The sequence below is a fragment of the Bradyrhizobium diversitatis genome, assembly GCF_016031635.1.
Lineage (GTDB): Bacteria > Pseudomonadota > Alphaproteobacteria > Rhizobiales > Xanthobacteraceae > Bradyrhizobium > Bradyrhizobium diversitatis.
In genome coordinates this window covers 330,653-347,866 of sequence record NZ_JACEGD010000011.1, presented here as the reverse complement: position 1 = coordinate 347,866, position 17,214 = coordinate 330,653, and the positions used below count along the sequence as shown (strand labels likewise).

General features: G+C 64.1%; 15 protein-coding genes. 12 read left to right on the top strand and 3 right to left on the bottom strand.

Going from position 1 to position 17,214, the window contains the following annotated elements:
- The first annotated feature begins 283 nt into the window (after nt 1-283).
- The 12 genes from H1B27_RS13715 to H1B27_RS13660 all read left to right on the top strand — a co-directional run bounded on the left by H1B27_RS13715 (nt 284) and on the right by H1B27_RS13660 (nt 13,550).
- Nucleotides 284-1,171: a helix-turn-helix domain-containing protein gene (locus H1B27_RS13715; protein WP_061881825.1), complete on the top strand. Its 888-nt coding sequence runs from the start codon at nt 284-286 to the stop codon at nt 1,169-1,171.
- Nucleotides 1,172-1,272: 101 nt separating this feature from the next.
- Nucleotides 1,273-1,590, top strand: coding sequence for an FtsB family cell division protein (locus H1B27_RS13710; RefSeq protein ID WP_061881824.1), 318 nt, complete (start codon nt 1,273-1,275; stop codon nt 1,588-1,590).
- 218 nt (nt 1,591-1,808) lie between these two features.
- Entirely contained in the window at nt 1,809-2,768 is a 960-nt protein-coding gene (locus H1B27_RS13705) for a helix-turn-helix domain-containing protein (RefSeq protein ID WP_061881823.1), read from the top strand.
- A 325-nt stretch (nt 2,769-3,093) separates the two neighbouring features.
- Entirely contained in the window at nt 3,094-4,611 is a 1,518-nt protein-coding gene (adh, locus tag H1B27_RS13700; protein WP_197966398.1) for an aldehyde dehydrogenase, read from the top strand.
- A gap of 225 nt (nt 4,612-4,836) precedes the next feature.
- Nucleotides 4,837-5,859, top strand: a complete 1,023-nt coding sequence (pdhA, locus tag H1B27_RS13695) for a pyruvate dehydrogenase (acetyl-transferring) E1 component subunit alpha (RefSeq protein WP_061881821.1) — start codon at nt 4,837-4,839, stop codon at nt 5,857-5,859.
- Nucleotides 5,860-5,888: 29 nt separating this feature from the next.
- Nucleotides 5,889-7,280 carry a pyruvate dehydrogenase complex E1 component subunit beta gene (locus H1B27_RS13690; protein WP_197966397.1) on the top strand — a complete coding sequence of 464 codons (1,392 nt, stop codon included), beginning with the start codon at nt 5,889-5,891 and terminating at the stop codon, nt 7,278-7,280.
- A 3-nt stretch (nt 7,281-7,283) separates the two neighbouring features.
- Nucleotides 7,284-7,586, top strand: a complete 303-nt coding sequence (locus H1B27_RS13685; RefSeq protein ID WP_197966396.1) for a DUF5076 domain-containing protein — start codon at nt 7,284-7,286, stop codon at nt 7,584-7,586.
- 2 nt (nt 7,587-7,588) lie between these two features.
- The gene (locus tag H1B27_RS13680) at nt 7,589-8,041 is read left to right on the top strand and encodes a nucleoside deaminase (protein ID WP_197966395.1); all 453 of its coding nucleotides are present in this window, start codon (nt 7,589-7,591) and stop codon (nt 8,039-8,041) included.
- A 64-nt stretch (nt 8,042-8,105) separates the two neighbouring features.
- Nucleotides 8,106-9,467 (top strand): pyruvate dehydrogenase complex dihydrolipoamide acetyltransferase, encoded by a 1,362-nt coding sequence (locus H1B27_RS13675; RefSeq protein ID WP_061881817.1) that lies wholly within the window; start codon nt 8,106-8,108, stop codon nt 9,465-9,467.
- 124 nt (nt 9,468-9,591) lie between these two features.
- On the top strand, nt 9,592-11,013 hold the full coding sequence (lpdA, locus tag H1B27_RS13670; RefSeq protein WP_197966394.1) for a dihydrolipoyl dehydrogenase: 1,422 nt from the start codon (nt 9,592-9,594) through the stop codon (nt 11,011-11,013).
- Nucleotides 11,014-11,156: 143 nt separating this feature from the next.
- Entirely contained in the window at nt 11,157-12,404 is a 1,248-nt protein-coding gene (locus H1B27_RS13665) for a threonine synthase (protein ID WP_197966393.1), read from the top strand.
- 174 nt (nt 12,405-12,578) lie between these two features.
- Nucleotides 12,579-13,550 carry a tripartite tricarboxylate transporter substrate binding protein BugD gene (locus tag H1B27_RS13660; protein ID WP_197966392.1) on the top strand — a complete coding sequence of 324 codons (972 nt, stop codon included), beginning with the start codon at nt 12,579-12,581 and terminating at the stop codon, nt 13,548-13,550.
- 9 nt (nt 13,551-13,559) lie between these two features.
- Here H1B27_RS13660 and H1B27_RS13655 read toward each other — a convergent pair whose 3' ends face one another.
- The 3 genes from H1B27_RS13655 to H1B27_RS13645 form a co-directional block, all read right to left on the bottom strand.
- On the bottom strand, nt 13,560-13,946 hold the full coding sequence (locus H1B27_RS13655) for a response regulator transcription factor (protein WP_061881813.1): 387 nt from the start codon (nt 13,944-13,946) through the stop codon (nt 13,560-13,562).
- 95 nt (nt 13,947-14,041) lie between these two features.
- Nucleotides 14,042-14,716: a response regulator transcription factor gene (locus H1B27_RS13650; RefSeq protein WP_061881812.1), complete on the bottom strand. Its 675-nt coding sequence runs from the start codon at nt 14,714-14,716 to the stop codon at nt 14,042-14,044.
- Complete coding sequence (locus tag H1B27_RS13645) at nt 14,716-16,698, bottom strand: PAS domain S-box protein (RefSeq protein WP_197966391.1); 1,983 nt, start codon at nt 16,696-16,698, stop codon at nt 14,716-14,718. Before H1B27_RS13645 ends, H1B27_RS13650 begins: the two co-directional genes overlap by 1 nt.
- Nucleotides 16,699-17,214 lie beyond the last annotated feature (516 nt).

The window sequence follows — 17,214 nt, the reverse complement described above, 5'->3', positions numbered from 1 at the left end:
TGCATCGCGTCATTTCCAGCAGGGATAGGAATGGGCTCGTTTGGCCCGCGGCTGTTCCGCCGCTTCTCCTGCACTGCCTGGAACGCGAGCAAGGCTACGTGGGGGCCGAGCCTTGGGGCTTGAACGGAATCGACAATCCTTTGAACGGAGCCCGGCGCCGGACCTCGACACAGTTCGCTTGGCAAACTGCAAAACCGGCTTATGCTCCCGTCCTGCCGTTCGGCCAATGAGAAGCGGAAGCAAATCAACCGCGCCACAAAATCCCAAGGAGGAGGCTCGCGCGATGGGCCAATTCATCACGGTCGAGGAGCTGCCACGCTACGCGCCCGGCGAGCTGATGCTGGACAGTTCGGCGGTGGGCAAATCCGACTTTCGGTTGCGTGTCTTCCGCTATGCGCCATCCGACATCTGGGTCCCACCAAACGAGAACTTCCTCATCGTCGTGTACCGTGAAGGCACGACGTCTATGAATCGCCGCGTGACCGGCCTCTGGAAGCAGGATCATGTCGGCCGCGGCGTCACGACACTGCTGACGCGTGCGGAGCCTTCGAACTGGCGCTGGAGCCACGACATCGAGGTCAGCCACTTCTACATTTCTCCGACTTTGATGGCGAAGACTGCGAGCGAAGCGTTCGACCGCGATCCGGAAGGCATCGAGCTTCACGACCTGCTCAGGATCGAGGACCCGGTGCTGACCTGGATCGGCGACCGCATGGTGCAGGAGGTGTCCGAAGGAGCTCCGGGCGGGCGGCTCTGCTATGACGCGCTGGCACTTCAGGCGAGCGTGCACCTCCTGCGAAGATACGCCTCCGTGCAATTCAGGATGCCCTGTGCACAGGGGCGCTTCAGGCCAGCCCATGCGCGGTTGATCGAGGACTATATCGAGCAGAACATCTCGAGGAACATCACGCTCGAGGAACTCGCCAATATCTGCAACTGCACGCCGGTGCAGTTTGCGCGCAAATTCCAGGTGCACTACGGCATGCGGCCGCATGCCTATGTGCTGAGCCGCAAGGTGCAGCGCGCGTGCCAACACCTGCGCAAGGACCGGCTCGCTCTGAAGGAGATTGCGCTCTTGAGCGGATTTTCCGATCAGAGCCATCTCAACCGGATCTTCCGCAGACACCTGAACATCACGCCGGCAGAATATCGCAGGAACTGCCTGAGTTAGGTTTGCTGCGCCACCATCGGACCCGCTCCTGACCATGAAGCTTGGGTAGGCGATGGCGTGGAATTAGCACTCCCTTAACCAACCTATCCCATCATCCCGGGATGGTCTCACGCGCGCGCCTGAAATCGATCCTGACCGGTCTTGCTCTCTATGCGATGGCGGCGGCGATCGTCGGCTATTTCGGCGTCAACGCCTATACCGGCAAATACGGCCTCAACGCCCGCCAGGAGCTCGACCAGGAGATCATCGCGCTGACCAGCGAGCTGGCCCAGCTCAAGCGCGAGCATGCCAGGAGCGAGCAGCGGGTGTCGCTGCTGCGGTCCCAGCGGATCGACCCGGACATGCTGGACGAGCGGGCGCGCTTCCAGCTCGACTATGTCAATCCGCGCGATCTCGTTCGGATGATCCCGGCGAAGTAGCGTTTTCCGCAGCTTTCGAAAGCGGAACGCAACATTGCTGCTGAAATCCGGCCAAGCTAGCCGTTGCCTCCTGCGAAGGTCGTAACCTTGAAACCGGGCAATTGCCTTGACGGCGGCGCCGCGGCGGGCTCATGCCTTTGCTGGCGCTCGCTGAAGTTGACCCAGATCAACCGGGGAGCACCGGCGCGTCCTACAATTAAGATCTGGAGGAAACCGTGATGAATGGGCCAATGCCCCGGCATCACGCGGCCCGTGTCGAGGCCGCCATCGCGTCAGGCCAGGCGGCTCGGTCCGCGCTCGTGGCCTCGTGGCGCCGTTCCTCCCGATTGCATCATCTCGATCCCGGCGGCCACGCCGCGCCGATGCGGCTGACCGAGACCGAGCTGCAGCAGGCGCGCGAGCGCATCGCGCCGCTTCTGGCGGCCGCGCAGGGCGCCATGGACCGGCTTTATCAGGCCGTCGGCGCCGCGGGCTGCTGCGTGCTGCTCGCTGACGGCGAGGGCGTGCCGGTCGATCGCCGCGGCACGGTGGCGGATGACGCGACGTTTCAGTCCTGGGGGCTGTGGACCGGTGCGCTCTGGAGCGAGGAGCACGAGGGCACCAACGGCATCGGCACCTGCCTCGTCGAGCAGCGTCCGCTGACGATCGATCGCGACCAGCATTTCTTTGCCCGCAATACGCTTCTGAGCTGCACCGCCGTTCCGATCTACGATCATGAGGCGGCGCTCGCGGGCGTGCTCGACGTCTCCTCCTGCCGCGCCGACCGCACCGACGCCTTCGCCAGCCTGATCGCGCTCGCGACGGGCGAGGCGGCCAAGCGTATCGAGGCCGACCTGTTTCGAAAGGCTTTTGCCGACGCCCGCATCGTGCTGACGCAAGCTGCGGACGGAAGTTGCAGCGGCCTCGTTGCGGTCGATACGGACGATCTCGTGATTGGCGCGACCCGCTCCGCCCGGGCGGCGCTCGGAATCGCGCCCGGCCGGGCCTTGCAGCCGGTGCCTGCCGCCGACCTTCTCGGCGGTGATACCGCACGCGATCACCTTGCCGGCGGCCAGCGCGCTGTGTTGCAGCGGGCGCTGCTTCGCGCCGGCGGCAATGTGTCGGCAGCCGCCAAGGCCCTCGGCGTCAGCCGCGCCACGCTGCACAGGAAGCTCAAGCGGTTCGAGCTGAACCACTGAGCCGTGCTGCTTGCTCGAAACGCAGGTCTCGTGCGCCGGACGCAGCGCAGCGCGTCGCTCTTGCGACGCGGTGTGCTGCTGAGCCGGGGCCCATGTCGCCGCATTCTCCCGTGCTGCCTTCTGGATCCGGCTCGGCGCAGCAACGCTAAGAGCGTTGCAGCGCGGCCGGGACACGAGAGCGGCGCCGCGCCACGACTGTCGCAGAACTGCGACAGGTCCGCCCCACCATCGCTCCCGCCCGGGCTGACAGAAAACACGTCCCGCGACATCGTCGGCGCAAGTCGCGACCAGGCGACGAATTGCGCAAGCACATCGGGAGTGATCAATGAACAAGGTGGAATTCCTCAGCGTCACCAAAGTTCCCTTTGCCGAACGCTACGACAATTTCATCGGCGGCAAGTTCGTGGCGCCGATCTCCGGCAAATATTTCGACAATGCCTCGCCGGTGACCGGCCAGATCGTCTGCAAGATCGCGCGATCCGACGCGCAGGACGTCGAGGCGGCGCTCGACGCGGCGCACGCCGCCAAGGCCGCCTGGGGCCGCACCAGCGTCGCCGAACGCGCCGCGGTCCTGAACCGGATCGCCGATCGCATGGAGGAGAATCTCGAGCGCCTTGCGATTGCCGAGACCTGGGACAACGGCAAGCCGATCCGCGAGACCCGCGCCGCCGACCTGCCGCTGGCGATCGACCATTTCCGCTATTTCGCCGGTGTCGTCCGCGCCCAGGAAGGCTCGATCGGCGAGATCGACCACGACACCATCGCCTATCATTTCCATGAGCCGCTCGGTGTGGTCGGCCAGATCATTCCCTGGAACTTCCCGCTGCTGATGGCCTGCTGGAAGCTCGCCCCGGCGCTTGCCGCCGGCAATTGCGTCGTGCTCAAGCCCGCCGAGCAGACGCCGGCCTCGATCATGGTCTGGGCCGAGATCATCGCGGATATCCTGCCGCCCGGTGTCCTCAATATCGTCAACGGCTTTGGCCTCGAGGCCGGCAAGCCGCTGGCGTCCAGCCCGCGCATCGCCAAGATCGCCTTCACCGGCGAGACCACGACGGGCCGGCTGATCATGCAGTACGCCAGCCAGAACCTCATTCCTGTTACGCTTGAACTCGGCGGCAAGTCGCCGAACATCTTCTTCAAGGACGTCATCGCCGAAGACGACGACTTCTTCGACAAGGCGATCGAAGGTTTCGTCATGTTCGCGCTGAACCAGGGCGAGGTCTGCACCTGTCCGAGCCGGGCGCTGGTCCACGCGGATATCTATGACCGCTTCATGGAGCGGGCACTGAAGCGCGTCGCCGCGATCAAGCAGGGCGATCCGCGCGATCCCACGACCATGATCGGCGCGCAGGCATCCAGCGAGCAGCTGTCCAAGATCCTCTCCTACATCGACATCGGCAAGGAAGAGGGCGCCAAGGTGCTGGCCGGCGGCGGCCGTGCCGAGCTCGCGGGCGATCTCGCCGGCGGCTTCTACGTCCAGCCGACCGTGTTCGAGGGCCACAACAGGATGCGAATCTTCCAGGAGGAGATTTTCGGCCCCGTCGTCTCGGTCACGACCTTCAGGACCGACGAGGAGGCGCTCGCGATCGCCAACGACACGCTCTACGGCCTGGGTGCCGGCGTCTGGAGCCGTGACGCCAACCGCTGCTACCGCTTCGGCCGGGAGATCCAGGCCGGCCGGGTCTGGACCAACTGCTACCATGCCTATCCCGCGCATGCGGCCTTCGGCGGCTACAAGCAGTCGGGCGTCGGGCGCGAGACCCACAAGATGATGCTCGATCACTATCAGCAGACCAAGAACCTTCTGGTCAGCTATAGCCCGAAGAAGCTCGGCTTCTTCTGATCGAGCAGGCGGAGCGGACGGCGTCAGTTCGGCGCCGTCCGCTCACGAATCCGCGCGCACCCGCGCGTGCATAGATTTGTTGCCCGATCGGCGCCAAAGATTTTGCAATATTTCGATCACGTTGCAGTGCGGCATAATGAAAGTCGTGCCATGCTGCCGCGGTGCTTTCGCGCGCGATTGACTTGGGTTAGAGAGGGCGAAAGTTTTCTCTGACCCGGAATTCCCATGGCCGCCCCCAAGAAAGCCGCCGCAAGCCCTCCACAGGACAAGACCGACGGCGGTTCGCCTCCGGAATTCACCAGGGAGCAGGAGCTCAAGGCGCTCCGCGACATGCTCCTGATCCGCAGGTTCGAGGAAAAGGCAGGCCAACTCTACGGCATGGGCGCGATCGGCGGCTTCTGTCACCTTTATATCGGCCAGGAGGCCGTGGTGGTCGGCATGCAGATGGCGCTGAAGCAGGGCGACCAGGTCATTACCGGCTATCGCGATCACGGCCACATGCTTGCCACCGGCATGGATGCCAACGGCGTCATGGCCGAGCTTACGGGCCGCCGCGGCGGCTACTCCAAGGGCAAGGGCGGCTCCATGCACATGTTCAGCAAGGAGAAGCACTTCTACGGCGGCCACGGCATCGTCGGCGCCCAGGTCTCGCTCGGCACCGGTCTTGCCTTTGCCAATCACTATCGCAGCAACGACAATGTCAGCGTCACCTATTTCGGCGACGGCGCGGCCAATCAGGGCCAGGTCTATGAGAGCTTCAACATGGCGGAGCTCTGGAAGCTGCCGGTGATCTACGTCATCGAGAACAACCGCTACGCCATGGGCACGTCGGTCTCGCGCGCCTCGGCGCAGCAGGATTTTTCCAGGCGCGGCGTCTCCTTCAACATCCCCGGCAAGCAGGTCGACGGCATGGACGTCCGTGCCGTGAAGGCTGCGGGCGAGGAGGCGGCGGCCTGGTGCCGCGCCGGCAAGGGTCCCTTCATCCTGGAGATGCAGACCTACCGCTATCGCGGGCATTCGATGTCCGACCCCGCAAAATATCGCACGCGCGAGGAGGTCGAGAAGGTCCGCCACGACCAGGATCCGATCGAGCAGGTGCGCAACCGCCTCCTGGCGGCGAAGGTCAGCGAGCAGGATCTGAAGGCGATCGACGCCGAGGTGCGCGACATCGTCAACGCCGCCGCCGATTTCGCCCAGCACGATCCCGAGCCGGATGCCGCCGAGCTCTGGACCGACGTTTACCGCTGAACGCGCGCAAGCTTTCTTTTGGAGCCAATATGCCAATTCAAGTGCTGATGCCCGCGCTGTCGCCCACGATGGAGAAGGGCAACCTCGCCAAATGGCTGAAGAAAGAGGGCGAGACGATCAAGTCCGGCGACGTCATCGCCGAGATCGAGACCGACAAGGCGACCATGGAGGTCGAGGCGACCGACGAGGGCACGCTCGGCAAGATCCTGATCCCCGAGGGCACCGCCGACGTTGCGGTGAACACGCCGATCGCCACCATTCTCGCCGACGGCGAGAGCGCCGCTGATCTCGGCAAGGCGTCCGCGCCGGCCAAGCAGGAGAAAGCTGCCGAGTCGGCGCCGCCTGCCGCCGCCAAGGCCGAGGCGCCGCAGCCAAAGGCCGCGCCTTCTGCCCCGCAGGCCGTTGCCGAGCCGGATCCGGAAGTGCCCGCCGGTACCGAGATGGTGACGCAGACCATCCGCGAAGCGCTGCGCGACGCCATGGCCGAAGAGATGCGCCGCGATGCCGACGTCTTCGTGATGGGCGAAGAGGTCGCCGAGTATCAGGGCGCCTACAAGGTGACCCAGGGCCTGCTCCAGGAATTCGGCGCCAAGCGCGTCATCGACACCCCGATCACCGAGCACGGCTTTGCCGGCGTCGGCGTCGGTGCCGCGATGACCGGCCTGAAGCCCATCGTCGAGTTCATGACCTTCAATTTCGCCATGCAGGCGATCGACCAGATCATCAACTCCGCGGCCAAGACGCTCTACATGTCCGGCGGCCAGATGGGCTGCTCGATCGTGTTCCGCGGACCCAACGGCGCGGCCGCGCGCGTTGCCGCCCAGCACAGCCAGGATTACTCGTCCTGGTACTCGCACATTCCGGGCCTGAAGGTGGTCGCGCCGTATTCGGCCGCCGACGCCAAGGGCCTGCTCAAGGCCGCGATCCGCGATCCAAATCCGGTGATCTTCCTCGAGAACGAGGTGCTCTACGGTCACACCGGCGAAGTGCCCAAGCTGGATGATTTCATCATCCCGATCGGCAAGGCGCGCATCGTCCGCGCCGGCAGCCACGTCACCATCATCTCCTGGTCGAACGGCATGACCTATGCGCTCAAGGCCGCCGACGAGCTCGCCAAGGACGGCATCGAGGCCGAGGTGATCGACCTGCGCACGCTGCGCCCGATGGACACCGAGACCATCGTCAACTCGGTGAAGAAAACGGGACGTGCGGTGACGGTGGAAGAGGGGTGGGCGCAGAGCGGCGTCGGCGCCGAGATCGCCGCGCGCATCATGGAAAACGCCTTCGACTATCTGGATGCGCCGGTCGCGCGCGTCTCCGGCAAGGACGTCCCGATGCCCTATGCCGCGAACCTGGAGAAGCTCGCGCTGCCGTCGGCGGCGGAAGTCGTCGAGGCCGCCAAAGCCGTCTGCTACAGGTAGATCATGGCGGGCCCCAAGGAGCAGCCACTGCCACCCGACGTCATGGACCGCGAGGACGCGGTCGAGATCCTGCGCGTGTTCGTGCTGGACGGCGGGCTGTCGATGGCCTTCCAGCGCGCCTTCGAGGAGCCCGACATGTGGGGCCTCCTGCTCGTCGATCTCGCCCGTCATGCTGCGCGCGCCTATGCGCGCGAGAGCGAATACACCGAGGAGGACGCGTTGAGCCGGATCCTCGAGATGTTCCAGGCCGAGATCGAGCGTCCCACCGACACCGGCACCACGACGCCACGCGGCAAGGGACACTGACCATGGCGATCGAATCCTACCACTTCGATTTCATGCTCGAGGCGATCCGCGAGGCGGAAACCTCGATCGCGCAGGGCGGCTTGCCGATCGGCGCGGTGCTGACGCGTGATAACAAGATCATCGCCCGCGGCCACAACAACCGCGTGCAGGAGAACAATCCGATCCTGCACGGCGAGATGAGCTGCCTGCGCGAAGCCGGCGCGATCTCGTTCCACGACACGGTCATGTACACGACGCTGTCGCCATGCTCGATGTGCGCGGGCGCACTCGGGCTGTTCAAGGTCAAGCTGGTCGTGATTGGGGAATCCGTCACTTTCGAGGGCTCCAAGGACATCCTCGACAAGTTCGGCATTCCCTGGATCGACCTTGCCGACGACCGCTCCATCACGATGATGAAGAATTGGCGTTCCATCCCTGCCAATGAGCGCCTGTGGCAGGGCGACATCGGCAACTAAAACCTGGTCCGTTCGTCTTCGCTGTCGAAAGACGACGTTTTGCAAAGTTCTTCTTGAGGTCAGCATGCCCATCAACATCCTGATGCCCGCTCTCTCACCGACGATGGAGAAGGGCAACCTCGCCAAGTGGCTGAAGAAGGAAGGCGACAAGGTCAAATCCGGCGACGTCATCGCCGAGATCGAGACCGACAAGGCGACCATGGAAGTCGAGGCGATTGACGAGGGCACGATCGCCAAGATCCTGGTACCCGAGGGCACGCAGGATGTCCCGGTCAACGACGTGATCGCCGTGCTCGCCGGCGAAGGCGAGGACGTGAAGGCGGCAGGCAGTGCCAAGCCCAGCGCCTCGGCCGCGCCGCCTAAAACAGCGGAAAAGCCCGCCGAGGCTTCCGCCGCGGCGCCGGCTCCCGCGCCTGCACCGGCCGCACCCAAGGCTCCGCCCGCCGCGGCACCTGCGCCGCAGGCTGCCGCTCCCGCCGCGCAGGCCAATGGCCACGGCGGTCGCGTGTTCTCATCGCCGCTGGCGCGGCGTCTGGCCAAGGAAGCCGGCATCGATGTGTCGATGGTTACGGGCACCGGCCCGCACGGCCGCGTGGTCGCCCGCGACGTCGAGCAGGCCAAATCGGGCAAGGGCCTCAAGGCCCCTGCTGCTGCTCCGTCGCCCGCGCCTTTGATCGCGCCGACGATGTCGGACAAGCAGATCCTGTCGCTGTTCGAGCCCGGCTCCTACGACATTGTCCCGCATGACGGCATGCGCCGCACCATTGCGCAGCGCCTGACCGCATCGATCCAGAACGTCCCGCACTTCTATCTCACCATCGACTGCGACATCGGCAAGCTGCTCACGGCCCGCGAGGAGATCAACGCCGCCGCGCCGAAGGACAAGGAAAAGAAGCCGCTCTACAAGATCTCGGTCAACGACTTCGTCATCAAGGCGATGGCGGTGGCGCTGCAGAGGATCCCGAACTGCAACGTCAGCTGGACCGAAAGCGGCATGGTCAAGCATCACCATTCCGACGTCGGTGTTGCCGTCGCGATGCCCGGCGGCCTGATCACGCCGATCATCCGCAAGGCGGAGACCAAGACGCTCTCGACCATCTCCAACGAGATGAAGGATTTTGCCGCGCGCGCACGATCCCGCAAATTGAAGCTCGAGGAATATCAGGGCGGCACCACGGCGGTCTCCAACCTCGGCATGTACGGCATCAGCCACTTCACCGCCGTGATCAACCCGCCGCATGCGACGATCCTTGCGGTCGGCACCAGCGAGGAGCGGCCCGTGGTGCGCGGCGGCAAGATCGAGATCGCGCACATGATGAGCGTGACCTTGTCCTGCGATCACCGCGCCATCGACGGCGCGCTCGGCGCCGAGTTGATCGGCGCCTTCAAGCAGCTGATCGAAAACCCCGTCATGATGATGGTGTGAGCCGCGAGGGTTGAATTCGTAGGGTGGGCAAAGGCGCAACGCGCCGTGCCCACCTTGTTTCTTTGGGTTGGAAGGCGGTGGGCACGCTTCGCTTTGCCCACCGTGCGAACTTCGGGGAGCCGCAATGGCCGATACATCCTTCGACGTCATCATCATCGGCTCCGGCCCCGGCGGCTACGTCACTGCGATCCGCGCCGCCCAGCTCGGCTTCAAGACCGCGATCGTCGAGAAGTCCTATCTCGGCGGCATCTGCCTGAACTGGGGCTGCATCCCGACCAAGGCGCTGCTGCGTTCGGCCGAGATCTATCACTACATGCAGAATGCCAAGGATTACGGTCTCTCCGCCGAGAAGGTCTCGTTCGATCCGAAGGCCGTGGTGCAGCGTTCGCGCGGCGTCTCCAAGCGCCTCAACGACGGCGTCGGCTTCCTGATGAAGAAGAACAAGGTCAGCGTGATCTGGGGCGCGGCCTCGATCGACGCGCCCGGCAAGGTCACCGTGAAGAAGTCCGATGTCGAGGCCCCCAAGGGCGCGCTGGGCGAGGGCACCTACCAGGCCAAGCACATCATCGTCGCGACCGGTGCGCGGCCGCGCGTGCTCCCCGGCCTCGAGCCCGACAAGAAGCTGGTGTGGACCTATTTCGAGGCGATGGTGCCGGAGCGGATGCCAAAGTCGCTGCTGGTGGTCGGCTCCGGGGCGATCGGCATCGAGTTCGCCTCTTTCTTCCACACCATGGGCTCCGACGTCACCGTGGTCGAGGTGCTGCCGCAGATCCTGCCCGTTGAGGACGCCGAGATCGCCGGCCTTGCCCGCAAGCGCTTCGAGAAGCAGGGCATCAAGATCATGTCCTCGACCAAGGTCACCAAGCTGGAGAAGAAGGCCGACAGCGTCGTCGCCACCATCGACGACGGCAAGGGCAAGCCCGTCACCACCGAGTTCGAGCGCGTGATCTCGGCGGTCGGCGTCGTCGGCAACATCGAAAATCTCGGCCTGGAAAAGGTCGGCGTGAAGACCGACCGCGGCATCATCGTCGTCGACGGCCATGGCAAGACCAACATCCCCGGCATCTATGCCATTGGCGACGTTGCCGGCCCTCCGATGCTCGCGCACAAGGCCGAGCATGAAGGCGTGATCTGCGTCGAGGCCATCAAGGGCCTCAACCCGCACCCCATGGACAAGAACATGATCCCCGGCTGCACCTATTGCCATCCGCAGGTCGCGTCCGTCGGCCTCACCGAAGCCAAGGCGAAAGAGAGCGGCCGCGAGATCCGCGTCGGCCGCTTCCCCTTCGTCGGCAACGGCAAGGCCATCGCGCTCGGCGAGGACCAGGGCCTGGTCAAGGTGATCTTCGACAAGAAGACCGGTCAGCTTCTCGGCGCCCACATGGTTGGCGCGGAGGTCACCGAGCTGATCCAGGGCTACGTCGTCGCCATGAACCTGGAGACCACGGAAGAAGAGCTCATGCACACGGTCTTCCCGCATCCGACGCTGTCGGAGATGATGAAGGAAGCCGTGCTGGATGCGTATGGAAGGGTGTTGAATATTTGACGGGTCCATCGTCGCCCACCGCCGTCATTGCGAGCGAAGCGAAGCAATCCAGGCTGCCTCTGCGGAAAGATTCTGGATTGCTTCGCTGCGCTCGCAATGACGAGCAGAGAGAACCGATTGCAGAATAAGAAGGAAATCAGCCCATGCACGACAACGACAATCTCACCATCGAACGCCCGACCTTCGTCACGCATCTCGAATGCGCGATGGAGGGCGATCATTACGCCGCCGACCAGGTCCACAACCTCTCCAAGGCCGGCAAGCCGCTTCTTGTCCGCTACGACCTCGCCGGCGTGAAGAAGGCGCTGACAAAGGATGCGCTGGCCCAGCGCCCCGGCGACATGTGGCGCTACCGCGAGCTGCTGCCGGTGCGCAAATGCGAGGACATCGTCTCGCTCGGCGAGGTCACCACACCGTTGATCCGGCTGCCGAAGCTCGGCGCAAAGCTCGGCGGCGGCGAGATCATCGTCAAGGACGAGGGGCGGCTACCGACCGGCTCGTTCAAGGCGCGCGGTCTCGTGATGGCGGTGTCGATGGGCAAGGCGCTCGGCATCAAGCATATGGCGATGCCGACCAACGGCAACGCCGGCGCGGCGCTGGCGGCCTATGCGACGTCCTGCGGCATCAAGACCACGATCTTCTGCCCCGCCGATACGCCCGAGGTGAATGTCAGCGAGATCGAGCTGCAGGGCGCGACCGTCTACCGCGTCAACGGCTATATCGACGATTGCGGCAAGATCGTCGGCGAGGGCAAAGCGAAAGTCGGCTGGTTCGATACCTCGACCTTGAAGGAGCCGTACCGCATCGAAGGCAAGAAGACGATGGGCCTCGAGCTCGCCGAGCAGCTCGGCTGGGACGTGCCCGACGTGATCTTCTATCCGACCGGCGGCGGCACCGGCCTGATCGGCATGTGGAAGGCGTTCGACGAGCTCGAGAAGATCGGCTTCATCGGAAGCAAGCGCCCGCGCATGGTTGCGGTGCAGGCGTCGGGCTGCGCGCCGATGGTGCGCGCCTACGAAGCCGGGACCGAGCACGCCACGCGCTGGGAGGACGCCCACACCATTGCGTCGGGCATCCGCGTGCCGCAGGCGATCGGCGATTTCCTGATCCTGCGCGCGGTGCGCGAAAGCAAGGGCTTCGCGATCGCCGTCGACGACGACAAGATCTCGTCGGCGCTGAACGAGGTCGCACGCGAGGAGGGGCTGCTGTTGTGCCCCGAGGGCGCCGCCACCTACGCCGCCTACAAGCAGAGCCTCGCCGACGGCCGTGTCAGCAAGACCGATCGCGTGATGTTGTTCAACTGCGCGACCGGCCTGAAGTACCCGCTGCCGCCGGTCGCCCGCACGCTCGACCGTCACAAGCCGATCGACTACGCGCAGTTCCAAGCATGATCTGGGAAAGTGCGCAGCGGTTTTCCGAAAGATCATGCTAGACAACAATCTAAAGCGCGATGACGTTTCATCCTAATCGCATCGCGCTTTAGCGCGGCACTGCGCTACAAACGATCCCTCTTCCCGTACGCGGGCAGAGGCCAAAAAAACAACGACATCGCTGGGGAGAAGACAATGAAGAAGGCCGCTTGGGCTGCGCTGATTGCTATTCTCGCTGTGACCGGCGCCGCGCGCGCCGACGACTATCCCTCACGTCCCATCACCGTCATCGTGCCTTTCGCCGCCGGCGGACCGTCGGATGCGATGGCGCGAGTCCTCGCTGACCGGATGCGGGTGACGTTGGGGCAGCCCGTGGTGATCGAGAACGTCACCGGCGCGGGCGGTTCGATCGGCGTCGCTCGCGCCGTGCAATCGCCGCCGGACGGCTACACCATCTCGTTCGGCCACCTCGGCACCCACGTCGCCAACGGTGCCGTCTACAAGCTCAAATACGATCTCGTCGCCGACCTCGAGCCTGTGGTGCTGTTGCCGAGCAATCCGATGATCGTCGTCAGCAAGAACGCGGTACCTGCGACCTCGCTGAAGGAGCTGTTGGACTGGCTGAAGTCGCGGCCGTCGCCGCCGACCGCAGGCACCGCCGGCGCGGGCTCCGGCAGCCATATCGCGGGCGTCTATCTCGAGAACGTCTCCGGCATCAAACTGCAATACGTGCCGTATCGCGGCACCGCGCCCGCGCTGAACGACCTCATCGCCGGCCAGATCGACCTCATCGTCGACCAGACCTCCAACTCCATCAACCAGGTCCGCGCCGGCACCATCCGCGCCTATGCCATCACCGACGACAAGCGCCTGCGTTCGGCGCCCGACATTCCGACCGCAGAGGAGGCCGGCCTGAAAGGCTTCAAGATGACGCTGTGGTCGGGCATGTGGGTTCCGAAGGGCACGCCGAAGGAGATCGTGACCAAGCTCAATGCAGCCGCCGTCGAAGCGCTGAACGATCCCGGAGTGAGGAAGCAGCTCGAAAGCCAGGGCCTGGAGATGACGCCCAAGGATCAGCTCACGCCCGAAGCGCTCGGCACCCGCCAGAAGGCCGAGATCGCAAAATGGTGGCCGATGATCAAGGCGGCGAACATCAAGGTGGATTGAAGCGGGCGCTCACTGCAAGGTTTCGTGACCTGCCGCCAGCGCACGGTCCAGGCACTGCATCAGATCCGAGGCGGCGAACGGCTTGCCGAGAAAACAGATTGCCCCGGCTTTGAGGGCACGCACCCGCACGCTCTCATCCGGAAAGGCTGTGATGAAGATGAACGGCGTCGCCGAACCATGCGCGCGCATCTGCGTCAACAGATCGATTCCGGTCATCAGCGGCATCTGCACGTCGGCGATCACACACGAGGTGCCATTCGAATCGGACGACCTCAAAAACTCATCGGCTGACGCGAATGTGTGGACGACGTATCCGCGTGATTCCAGGAGATTGTTAATAGCGGCCCGCACGTAAGGGTCGTCGTCAAGCACTGAAATGACCGAAGCCGCTGACAAGACGTCCGCTCCTCACCCGGCATCACGTTCGCCGTCGCCACGGCCATACATAAACCGGTAAGGTGGACCTGCCAGTTGCGATTGGAAACTCATACTTAGGTTTGTGCGTCGGGCTTGTTGGACCCTATCCCGAGCGCCTCGCTCATTCTCACCAGATCGGCCAGCGACTTCGCGCCCATTTTCCGCATGATCTGGCCGCGATAGATTTTGACGGTGATTTCCGCCAATCCGAGCTGGGCGGCCACCTGCTTGTTCATCAGGCCGGCCGTCACCAGTGACAATACATCTCGCTCCCGCGAGGACAGTGACTCGAAGCGGGATCTCACGGTCGAGACCGTCCTGTTGAGGTCGCGGCGCTTGCGGTCTCTTTCGATCGCGGCCTGGACTGCATCCAGGATGTCCTGGTCGCGGACCGGCTTGGTCAAGAAGTCGATCGCGCCGCTCTTCATGGCCCGAACCGTCATGGGAATATCACCGTGACCGGTGATGAAGATGATAGGCGTGTGGATATTCGCCTTGGCAAGATCGGATTGAAGATCAAGGCCGCTGGCTCCGGGAAGGCGGATGTCGAGCACGAGGCAACTGGGGACTTCCGGCGGCTTGGCGTGGAGGAGTTGTGGTGCCGAGCCGAATGCTTCGACCTTGAGGCCAACCGACTCGAATAAATTGGTGAGCGCACGGCGCATGGACGCGTCGTCGTCGACGATAAAGACGATTGGCTGATCGCCGTCGTCCTCCTGCGGCGACGGAGGTTCCCCGCGCTGGGTCACTAAGTTTCCTCCCGATGGAAGGGCAAGGTGATCTGAAAAGTCGCGCCGTGCTCCTGGTTGGGGACGGCGAAAAGCCGTCCACCGTGCGCCTCGATGATGGATCGACAGATCGACAGCCCCATGCCCATGCCGGTGGACTTCGTGGTAAAGAACGGCGTGAACAGGCGGTCTATTGCCTGTTCACTGATGCCGACTCCGCAGTCGGAAACGCTCACCAGCACCGCGCCATCGCCGCTCGCCGCCGAACGGATCGCCAGCTCGCGCGGGCGATCATGGACGTCTTCCATGGCCTCGATCCCGTTCATGATCAGGTTGATGAGGACCTGTTGCAACTGGATTCGATCGCCGAATATTTTCGGCAGTGCCGACGACAGCTCCATTCGCACCGACACGGCATGGCTGGCCATCTCACGCTGAACGAGCGCCACCGACTCCCGTACGACGACATTGGCGTCGAGCGGAGCCATGTCGATGTCGGAGCGCTTGGCGAGCGCTCGAACGCGACGGATCACGTCGCTGGCACGCGTGCCATCCTCGATGATCCACTCGACGGAGCGGCCGGCCGCTTGGAGGTCGGGCGGACTGCGCTGCAGCCAGGCGAGGCAGGCGTCGGCGTTTGCGATCACAGCGGCGAGCGGCTGATTGATTTCGTGGGCAATGGAAGCGGTCAGCTCACCCAGGGTCGTGACACGTGTCACATGGGCGAGCTCGGCCTGGGCCTTGCGCAGAGCATCTTCGGCCTGATTGGCCCGGATGGCCGCGGTTACGTCAGTGCAGACGCCACGATAGCCCAGAAAAGCGCCTTCGGCGTCGAAGAACGGCTTGCCACTGGTCCGGACGTAGATCGTCTGCCCGCTGCGATCCTTGCTGCGATACACCAGGTCACGGAAGGGGACGTGGGCGTCGAGCGCTGCCCGGTGTTGTTGCCATTTCTCCGGTTCGAGATCGGCGTCAGGAGCGATATCCCAACGCGTGAGTCCGATCAGGCCGGCGGGAGCGGTCATGGTATCGGAGTGTTCCGATATCTGGGTGACTCGATGGTCTGGCCCTGTTTCCCAGAACCAGTCGGAGGCGGTTTCGGCATAGTCGCGGAAGCGCTGCTCGCTCGCGCGCAGTCTGCGCTCTGCCTCTTTGGTCGCCGTGATGTCGGTCACCGATCCCACGAACTCCACGCACCCGTTCGAATCCCGCATCGCGCGGGCGACCGCCCGGACGTACTTGATGGAGCCGTCGGGCATCACGAGCCGGTATTCGTGGTCGTAATCCTTTCCCTCTCGCGCGGCCCGAGCCGTTGTCTGTTGCACCGCGAGCCGGTCGTCCGGATGGATCCGCTGGAGCATGAACGGGATCTTCGGCTTGGTTCCCTCGTCGCACTGGAAGATGCGGTAGGTCTCCTTGGACCAGGTGATCTCGCGGGTTGCGGCCTTCCATCCGAAACTGCCGGTGTGGCTCAATTGCTGCGCCTGGGCGAGATAGGCCTCGCTCTGTCGCAGCGCATTCTCGGCTTCCTTGCGCTCGGTGATGTTCTCGCAGGCGATCAGGACGATTGGTCCGCCATCCGCCCGCAGCATGGTCTTGGCATTCTCGCGCACCCATAGCACCGAGCCGTCCTTGCGTATCTTCCGGATCTCCCAGGTGTGGGACTGGTCGACGGTCTCAAGGCACAGCGTGACACACGCGCGGACGAGGTCGCGATCCTCCTCGAAGAAGACGTCCAGCACCGATCGGCCGATCAGTTCCGCGGCGGCGTAGCCCAGTTGCGCGGCGCCGAACGTGTTCACGTTGATCACGGTTCCGGCCGGATCGACCATGAAGTACATGACCGGTGTGTGCTCGAAGACTTGCTGCCACTGCTTGACCGCCTCGAGCAGGTCGTCACCATCGGGCTCGCTGCGCGGCTTAGGGGTTGCGGTTTGCCTTACGCAGCCGGCGAGGAATTGCGCGGCTGACTTCCCGAATGTCGCTGCTCGGCCAGGCTTCATCGCAGATGCTCCCGGCGTTCTCTGCGTAAATACGAGTAGAGCACGTTGCAGCGGGACGAGCAATTCCCGCCAAGCTCGGATGGGCAGTCATGCGTTCGCCTGTGACTTGACCGCTGCCGCCCTGTCCAGTGCGCAGCATCACGTACGCCATGCCGGCAAGATTTTCACGGTGACCGTGCGGCCGGAGCATCGTGCGCCGTCTCGTTGCACATGAGCCGGCGGGGAGCCCCCGGGCGAGTACGGACAAACCTAGGTATAGCTCCTCCATTCCTAGTCATACCGGTCACTTACCTCCGTACAATTGAGCGTCTCGTGCCCTGGGGAATAGCCTCACGACCATCGGGCGTATTGCAGTGAGCGCACGAAACGAACTGGCAAAGCGCGAGCAAGGGAGGAAGACGACAATGTGCGTGACATCGGTGCTTCCTGAGCGTGGCCGATCCGAGTCCGAATGTTGCTCTTCAGTCAATGGCTGTGCAGTGTGCGGCGGCAAGTTTGGCCTGATCCGCTACTATT

What these genes read in the sequence shown, in the direction of transcription:
- H1B27_RS13665 (WP_197966393.1), top strand. Translation starts at nt 11,157, where the DNA reads ATGCACGACAACGACAATCTCACCATCGAACGCCCGACCTTCGTCACG.
- H1B27_RS13645 (WP_197966391.1), bottom strand. Translation starts at nt 16,698, where the DNA reads ATGAAGCCTGGCCGAGCAGCGACATTCGGGAAGTCAGCCGCGCAATTC.
- H1B27_RS13710 (WP_061881824.1), top strand. Translation starts at nt 1,273, where the DNA reads ATGGTCTCACGCGCGCGCCTGAAATCGATCCTGACCGGTCTTGCTCTC.
- H1B27_RS13660 (WP_197966392.1), top strand. Translation starts at nt 12,579, where the DNA reads ATGAAGAAGGCCGCTTGGGCTGCGCTGATTGCTATTCTCGCTGTGACC.
- lpdA (WP_197966394.1), top strand. Translation starts at nt 9,592, where the DNA reads ATGGCCGATACATCCTTCGACGTCATCATCATCGGCTCCGGCCCCGGC.
- H1B27_RS13715 (WP_061881825.1), top strand. Translation starts at nt 284, where the DNA reads ATGGGCCAATTCATCACGGTCGAGGAGCTGCCACGCTACGCGCCCGGC.
- H1B27_RS13680 (WP_197966395.1), top strand. Translation starts at nt 7,589, where the DNA reads ATGGCGATCGAATCCTACCACTTCGATTTCATGCTCGAGGCGATCCGC.
- H1B27_RS13675 (WP_061881817.1), top strand. Translation starts at nt 8,106, where the DNA reads ATGCCCATCAACATCCTGATGCCCGCTCTCTCACCGACGATGGAGAAG.
- H1B27_RS13690 (WP_197966397.1), top strand. Translation starts at nt 5,889, where the DNA reads ATGCCAATTCAAGTGCTGATGCCCGCGCTGTCGCCCACGATGGAGAAG.
- adh (WP_197966398.1), top strand. Translation starts at nt 3,094, where the DNA reads ATGAACAAGGTGGAATTCCTCAGCGTCACCAAAGTTCCCTTTGCCGAA.
- H1B27_RS13705 (WP_061881823.1), top strand. Translation starts at nt 1,809, where the DNA reads ATGAATGGGCCAATGCCCCGGCATCACGCGGCCCGTGTCGAGGCCGCC.
- pdhA (WP_061881821.1), top strand. Translation starts at nt 4,837, where the DNA reads ATGGCCGCCCCCAAGAAAGCCGCCGCAAGCCCTCCACAGGACAAGACC.
- H1B27_RS13685 (WP_197966396.1), top strand. Translation starts at nt 7,284, where the DNA reads ATGGCGGGCCCCAAGGAGCAGCCACTGCCACCCGACGTCATGGACCGC.